This is a genomic window from Enterobacter cloacae complex sp. IR5458, assembly GCF_049238025.1.
In the GTDB taxonomy this organism is placed as follows: domain Bacteria; phylum Pseudomonadota; class Gammaproteobacteria; order Enterobacterales; family Enterobacteriaceae; genus Enterobacter; species Enterobacter kobei.
Genome location: NZ_JBMKIF010000075.1, coordinates 1 through 6,857, shown reverse-complemented (window position 1 = coordinate 6,857; position 6,857 = coordinate 1). Strand labels below are relative to the sequence as shown.

General features: G+C 55.4%; 7 protein-coding genes. 6 read left to right on the top strand and 1 reads right to left on the bottom strand.

Going from position 1 to position 6,857, the window contains the following annotated elements; translation table 11 throughout:
* Positions 1-93: 93 nt before the first annotated feature.
* Together aac(3)-IId and ACOTYN_RS25355 are read left to right on the top strand one after the other, a co-directional pair.
* Entirely contained in the window at positions 94-954 is an 861-nt protein-coding gene (gene aac(3)-IId / locus ACOTYN_RS25360) for an aminoglycoside N-acetyltransferase AAC(3)-IId (protein ID WP_000557454.1), read from the top strand.
* A 12-nt stretch (positions 955-966) separates the two neighbouring features.
* Positions 967-1,509, top strand: coding sequence for an AAA family ATPase (locus ACOTYN_RS25355; RefSeq protein ID WP_000587837.1), 543 nt, complete (start codon positions 967-969; stop codon positions 1,507-1,509).
* 481 nt (positions 1,510-1,990) lie between these two features.
* Here the strand turns inward: ACOTYN_RS25355 and ACOTYN_RS25350 are convergent, their stop codons facing one another.
* Positions 1,991-2,182, bottom strand: a complete 192-nt coding sequence (locus tag ACOTYN_RS25350; RefSeq protein WP_000951934.1) for a hypothetical protein — start codon at positions 2,180-2,182, stop codon at positions 1,991-1,993.
* Positions 2,183-2,205: 23 nt separating this feature from the next.
* Here ACOTYN_RS25350 and ACOTYN_RS25345 point away from each other — a divergent pair, with 23 nt between their 5' ends.
* The 4 genes from ACOTYN_RS25345 to ACOTYN_RS25330 all read left to right on the top strand — a co-directional run bounded on the left by ACOTYN_RS25345 (position 2,206) and on the right by ACOTYN_RS25330 (position 6,786).
* Positions 2,206-2,433 (top strand): hypothetical protein, encoded by a 228-nt coding sequence (locus tag ACOTYN_RS25345; RefSeq protein WP_000248278.1) that lies wholly within the window; start codon positions 2,206-2,208, stop codon positions 2,431-2,433.
* 50 nt (positions 2,434-2,483) lie between these two features.
* Positions 2,484-3,620 (top strand): DUF3883 domain-containing protein, encoded by a 1,137-nt coding sequence (locus ACOTYN_RS25340; RefSeq protein ID WP_000080861.1) that lies wholly within the window; start codon positions 2,484-2,486, stop codon positions 3,618-3,620.
* 114 nt (positions 3,621-3,734) lie between these two features.
* The gene (locus ACOTYN_RS25335; RefSeq protein WP_000971921.1) at positions 3,735-5,105 is read left to right on the top strand and encodes an IS1182-like element ISCfr1 family transposase; all 1,371 of its coding nucleotides are present in this window, start codon (positions 3,735-3,737) and stop codon (positions 5,103-5,105) included.
* A gap of 820 nt (positions 5,106-5,925) precedes the next feature.
* A complete protein-coding gene (locus tag ACOTYN_RS25330; protein WP_000027057.1) occupies positions 5,926-6,786 on the top strand; it encodes a broad-spectrum class A beta-lactamase TEM-1 in 861 nt (286 codons plus the stop codon).
* Positions 6,787-6,857 lie beyond the last annotated feature (71 nt).

Here is a 6,857-nt window from a genome sequence, read left to right as displayed (position 1 = left end):
ATAATCTCATGACCAAAATCCCTTAACGTGAGTTTTCGTTCCACTGAGCGTCAGACCCCGTATAGTGTTTTGCAGTTTAGAGGAGATATCGCGATGCATACGCGGAAGGCAATAACGGAGGCGCTTCAAAAACTCGGAGTCCAAACCGGTGACCTCTTGATGGTGCATGCCTCACTTAAAGCGATTGGTCCGGTCGAAGGAGGAGCGGAGACGGTCGTTGCCGCGTTACGCTCCGCGGTTGGGCCGACTGGCACTGTGATGGGATACGCGTCGTGGGACCGATCACCCTACGAGGAGACTCTGAATGGCGCTCGGCTGGATGACGAAGCCCGCCGTACCTGGCTGCCGTTCGATCCCGCAACAGCCGGGACTTACCGTGGGTTCGGCCTGCTGAATCAATTTCTGGTTCAAGCCCCCGGCGCGCGGCGCAGCGCGCACCCCGATGCATCGATGGTCGCGGTTGGTCCGCTGGCTGAAACGCTGACGGAGCCTCACGAACTCGGTCACGCCTTGGGGGAAGGATCGCCCGTCGAGCGGTTCGTTCGCCTTGGCGGGAAGGCCCTGCTGTTGGGTGCGCCGCTAAACTCCGTTACCGCATTGCACTACGCCGAGGCGGTTGCCGATATCCCCAACAAACGGTGGGTGACGTATGAGATGCCGATGCTTGGAAGAGACGGTGAAGTCGCCTGGAAAACGGCATCGGATTACGATTCAAACGGCATTCTCGATTGCTTTGCTATCGAAGGAAAGCCGGATGCGGTTGAAACTATAGCAAATGCTTACGTGAAGCTCGGTCGCCATCGAGAAGGTGTCGTGGGCTTTGCTCAGTGCTACCTGTTCGACGCGCAGGACATCGTGACGTTCGGCGTCACCTATCTTGAGAAGCATTTCGGAACCACTCCGATCGTGCCTCCGCACGAGGCCGTCGAGCGCTCTTGCGAGCCTTCAGGTTAGAGGCCGTCGACAATGATAATCTGGATCAACGGACCTTTCGGCGCCGGAAAGACGACGCTCGCTAAGCGGCTGCGCGATCGGCGTTCCAAATCGCTGATCTTTGACCCCGAGGAAATCGGGTTCGTGGTGAAAGAAACGGTCCCCATGCCAGCGAGCGGAGACTATCAGGATCTCCCCTTGTGGAGGGGACTTACGATCGCGGCGGTCAGGGAGATTCGAAGGAATTACTCGCAGGACATCATCATCCCAATGACGCTCGTGCACCCGGACTATCTGACTGAGATACTCGACGGGGTAAGGCGGATCGACGATCAGCTGCTGCACATCTTTCTGACGCTCAACGAGGACCTATTGCGTCACCGGATCGCGAACCAGACCATGCATCCTGACCCGAATCGAAATGCGGAGATTCGAGAGTGGCGATTAGCGAATGTCGCCCGATGCTTGGCCGCAAGGGAACGGCTTCCATGCACAACCCGTGTTCTCGATAGTGGTGCACACACCAGCGATGAACTCGCAGCGATGGTGCTCGACGGAATCGATGGGCGCACCTGATCGCCTTCGACGCCTGCGCAAAGCGTAGCGCGAGGGTGGCGGGCTCACGACCAAACGCCCAGAGGTCGATCATCGCAGGGATGTTTGGCTTTGTGGTGCGGACGACGGGACTCGAACCCGTACTCTCACAGAGAAGCAGATTTTCGTACCACCTCGACTTTCGCCGCCGTCTGATGACGTTCGTGGTCTGGACTGTCCCTTCGCCATTGCCCGAAGGCTTTAGGCGCCGCCCGTCCAGTCTCTACACCTTCCCCCGAAGGGGCTTGGCTCGGGATTGGCTTAGGGTATTGCCCGTTAGCGTTCCCCGACTTTGAGCGGTTCTACTCCGCGGATTTCCCCGCGGGCACTCCAATTTTAAAGTCTGCTGCGTCTACCGATTTCGCCACGTCCGCCTTTTTTCGCCGTTCCTAGCGCTCGTGCGATGCACCTATGTTGCACCTAGCGCCGAATCGTTCTTCGTCATCCTGAAAAACCACGTCTCCTAAAGCCTTGCATAGCTTATCTTTTCTCCACCACGAACTTTTTTGTGGGATGGTAGAAAAAAAGACTTTTTAAGTCCGCTGGCTTGCCAGGCCTTGTTAGCTTGTACGGTCATGGTTATCGGGTAAAGAATATTGACGGCATCGCTGGTGTCGGTGGCTGAAAAGCCGGCTCCCATCAGGGCAATAGCCATTTCAGATGCAGGCGTACAGGGCAATGGTCAACAGCTACAGCCTGTCTGACGATTCCGGCGTCATGGCTGCGGCGGCTATCACGCATTTTTTGTTCGGTCAGGCGGTGTTTTCGTACCTCAATGGTTGGAGCGTGTTGATCGGACCTGGTACAGGTTTGGACAGCACGGGCTGCAAATACGCAAGGGATTTAATGGGCCTGGTGGCGTTCACGGCTTTTATCGTGACGTTTCTGTTCAGGGGCTACTCATAATCTCGTGGCTCGGCGGTTCCCGGCACACCATGACAGTAAGGAAGGACCCTGTGTCTCAACTCTCCCAGCTTCGAAGCCCCGCCGCCGTGCAGGCTGCCATCGATGAGTTCGTGCAACTGGGCCGCACGAAATTCCTGGCGCGCCACGGCTACGGCAAGTCCCGCGACTTCCTGGTACGTGATCCGAAGACCGGCACCGATTGCGATTCCAAGGCCATCGCCGGTGTGGCCTTCGGCAAGCAATTTCCCGAGCAGGGCCCGCTCACTGCTGACAGCTTCTCCGGTGGCGAGACGACCGTCGTTCCGGCGCTGACGCGGCTCGGGTTTCGCATCATTCGCATCGGCGAAGACTGGTCCGAAGAAGAGGTCCTGGCCACGGTCGAAGACTATTTCGACATGCTGCGTGCCGAGGCGGCTGGGGAGCCGTACCACAAGTCCGAGCACAACCAGGCACTGCGCCAACTGCTGAACGGTCGCAGCAAGTCTTCAGTCGAGCTCAAGCACCAGAACATTAGCGCCGTACTCGATGCCCTGGGCCTGCCCTATATCAACGGCTACAAGCCACGCGGCAACAGCCAACTGCTGCTGCGTAAATCCGTACACGCCTACGTTCTGGAACATCAGCAGACGGTCGGCGCTCTTGTCGATGCCCTGGAGGAGGTAAAACTTCCGGGTGACAAAACCTACCGAGCGGCTTTGGTAGAACCACCCGCCCGTGAAGTGCTTGTGCGTACCCCGGCATCTCTACGGCAACGCCTACCGCGAAAGTTCGATTATGCCGCTCGCGATGAAGCCAACCGCAAGCTGGGCCGGGCAGGGGAGCAGTGGGTGATTGGCTACGAACAGCAACGCCTGACCGAGCTCGGCCACCCAGAGCTTTTTCAGCGGCTGGATTGGGTGTCCGACACCCAGGGAGACGGTGCGGGGTTCGACATCCTGTCGTTCGAAGAGGACGCCCATGAGCGCTTCATCGAGGTGAAAACCACCAATGGCGGGGTAGGCTCGTCTTTCTTGGTCAGCCACAACGAACTCGAATTCTCCAAGGAGGCGGGCGATCAATTCCATCTGTATCGCGTGTTCCAGTTTCGGGACGGTCCGCGCCTGTTCACGCTACCCGGCGACCTCAGCCAACATGTGCATCTCAAGCCGACGGACTACCGGGCGAGTTTCCGGAGTTTGGTGGGGTAAAGGCAGGGTTCTGTTGAGCCGAATGGCTGTGTGCGGCCGATTCTGTTGAAAAAGTAGCGGCCTCCCCATGCCGTTGGCAAAATTGCTTTGTCAGCGAGCGTGGGGGCGAACAGCATGATGGGACAGTTACCGGGAGGACAGCAGCGCCTGTTCTACTCGTTCAATCTGGAAGATCACGTCCCGGCCCAACATCTCCTGCGCAGCATCGACCAGTGCTTGGATCTCAGTGATCTACGTGCCTACCTGGCAGATTTCTATAGCCCCATCGGGCGTCCCTCGATTGACCCGGAGTTGATGGTGCGCATGCTGGTCGTCGGCTACTGCTATGGCATTCGTTCCGAGCGGCGATTGTGCGAAGAGGTGCACCTGAACCTGGCCTATCGCTGGTTCTGCCGGTTGGGTCTGGAAGACGAAGTCCCCAATCACTCGACCTTCTCGAAGAATCGCCATGGGCGTTTTCGTGACAGCGATCTATTCCGCTGGTTATTCAATGAGGTGCTGCGGCGCTGCATGGCAGCCGGCCTAGTCAAGGGTGAAGGTTTCGCCGTCGACGCCAGCATCATTAAGGCGGATGCCAGCCGGCAACGTGGGGTGGCGGGAGATGAGGTCGATTGGAACGATCCAAAGCTCAGCAGCCGCGCAGTGCGCGAGTACCTCGAAGCCCTTGATGAAGAGGCGCTGGCTGAGGCTCTTCCCAAGAAAATTTCGCTCACTGATCCTCAGTCCCGTTGGACAGCAGCGCCAGGTGGCCCGGCCTTTTTTGCCTACTCCACGAATTACCTGATCGACACTGAGCACGGTGTGATCATGGACGTGGAAGCTACCCCGGCGCACCGTACCGCCGAAGTCGATTCGACTAGGACGATGGTCGAGCGTGTCGAGGCGCAGTTCGATCTCACACCGGAACGCCTTATCGGCGATACCGCTTATGGCACCGCCCCGATGCTGGCCTGGATGGTCGAAGAAAAGGACATCGAACCGCATGTGCCGGTGTGGGACAAGACCGAGCGCAAGGACGACAGCCTCTCCAGTAACGACTTTCACTGGAGTCAGGACGCCAATGAATATCGCTGCCCAGCCGGCAAACCGCTACGCAGTGAATGGCGCGCCTTCACCCAGCAAAGGTCGCGGGTAACTAAGGCCAAAACCGTCATTTACCGCTCCAGCCAAACCGACTGCGCCACCTGCCCGTTGAAAGCGAAATGCTGCCCCAACACGCCGAATCGGAAGATCGTCCGCAGCATCCATGAGGCTGCCCGCGACGTGGCTCGACGCATCGCCAAGACACCGGAGTACCTCGTCTCTCGCTGCGAACGAAAGAAGGTGGAGATGCTTTTCGCCCACCTCAAACGGATCATGAAACTCGACCGTTTACGACTGCGTGGCCTAACGGGTGCCACTGACGAATTCACCTTGGCTGCGATGGTGCAGAACCTGCGCCGCATGGCCAAGCTTTTGCCTCAAGGGCCACCGCTGACGGGATAGGTATGCCTGCTACGAGCAGAAACCCTCAAATTAACCCTTAAACCTGAGCAAGGACGCTCAGTGAAACGCCGGAAGGCAACTTGAAGTGGCTTGCAGCCACTTCGACAGCAGGCACACCTGATCGGCAGGCTGCCGCTAAAGCTACTTTTTCAACAGAATCGGCCGATTTGTGCCGGTCGTCAAGGACCGCTTCGGATCACTCTCAACCGGATCGCGGGCCAGCTGATTTGCTAAAACCCGCGCCAAACTCAACGAAGGATTTCGCATGATCCGTTTTTTTTGGCGATCACGCTCGGCCTGATGGTTGGCTGCTCGTCGAGTTCAAGTTCGATCTGATCAGTGAGCGGTAGCGCAAGTGGATCGCCTCAGCCAAGCAGCGTTGTTGCCGGCGGCCGGAAGAAAGCCTTGAACTAGTAGCGGAAAGGATGAAACTTTATTTTTACGATTCTCAGCATTTTCCAAGGTTGAGCGAAAATTAGGATGATACTTTAATGATTCCGGCCTCCATCCCCACAAAACGCTTGCAGATGGCAGAATTGAAATAAGTCATTGTTTTAAATGGATTTTTGCAGGAATTGCTACGTTGCAGGGTCCTGTAGTTAGGATGACACTTTATTTTCCTCCCACAGGCCTCGTGATACGCCTATTTTTATAGGTTAATGTCATGATAATAATGGTTTCTTAGACGTCAGGTGGCACTTTTCGGGGAAATGTGCGCGGAACCCCTATTTGTTTATTTTTCTAAATACATTCAAATATGTATCCGCTCATGATACAATAACCCTGGTAAATGCTTCAATAATATTGAAAAAGGAAGAGTATGAGTATTCAACATTTTCGTGTCGCCCTTATTCCCTTTTTTGCGGCATTTTGCCTTCCTGTTTTTGCTCACCCAGAAACGCTGGTGAAAGTAAAAGATGCTGAAGATCAGTTGGGTGCACGAGTGGGTTACATCGAACTGGATCTCAACAGCGGTAAGATCCTTGAGAGTTTTCGCCCCGAAGAACGTTTTCCAATGATGAGCACTTTTAAAGTTCTGCTATGTGGTGCGGTATTATCCCGTGTTGACGCCGGGCAAGAGCAACTCGGTCGCCGCATACACTATTCTCAGAATGACTTGGTTGAGTACTCACCAGTCACAGAAAAGCATCTTACGGATGGCATGACAGTAAGAGAATTATGCAGTGCTGCCATAACCATGAGTGATAACACTGCTGCCAACTTACTTCTGACAACGATCGGAGGACCGAAGGAGCTAACCGCTTTTTTGCACAACATGGGGGATCATGTAACTCGCCTTGATCGTTGGGAACCGGAGCTGAATGAAGCCATACCAAACGACGAGCGTGACACCACGATGCCTGCAGCAATGGCAACAACGTTGCGCAAACTATTAACTGGCGAACTACTTACTCTAGCTTCCCGGCAACAATTAATAGACTGGATGGAGGCGGATAAAGTTGCAGGACCACTTCTGCGCTCGGCCCTTCCGGCTGGCTGGTTTATTGCTGATAAATCTGGAGCCGGTGAGCGTGGGTCTCGCGGTATCATTGCAGCACTGGGGCCAGATGGTAAGCCCTCCCGTATCGTAGTTATCTACACGACGGGGAGTCAGGCAACTATGGATGAACGAAATAGACAGATCGCTGAGATAGGTGCCTCACTGATTAAGCATTGGTAACTGTCAGACCAAGTTTACTCATATATACTTTAGATTGATTTAAAACTTCATTTTTAATTTAAAAGGATCTA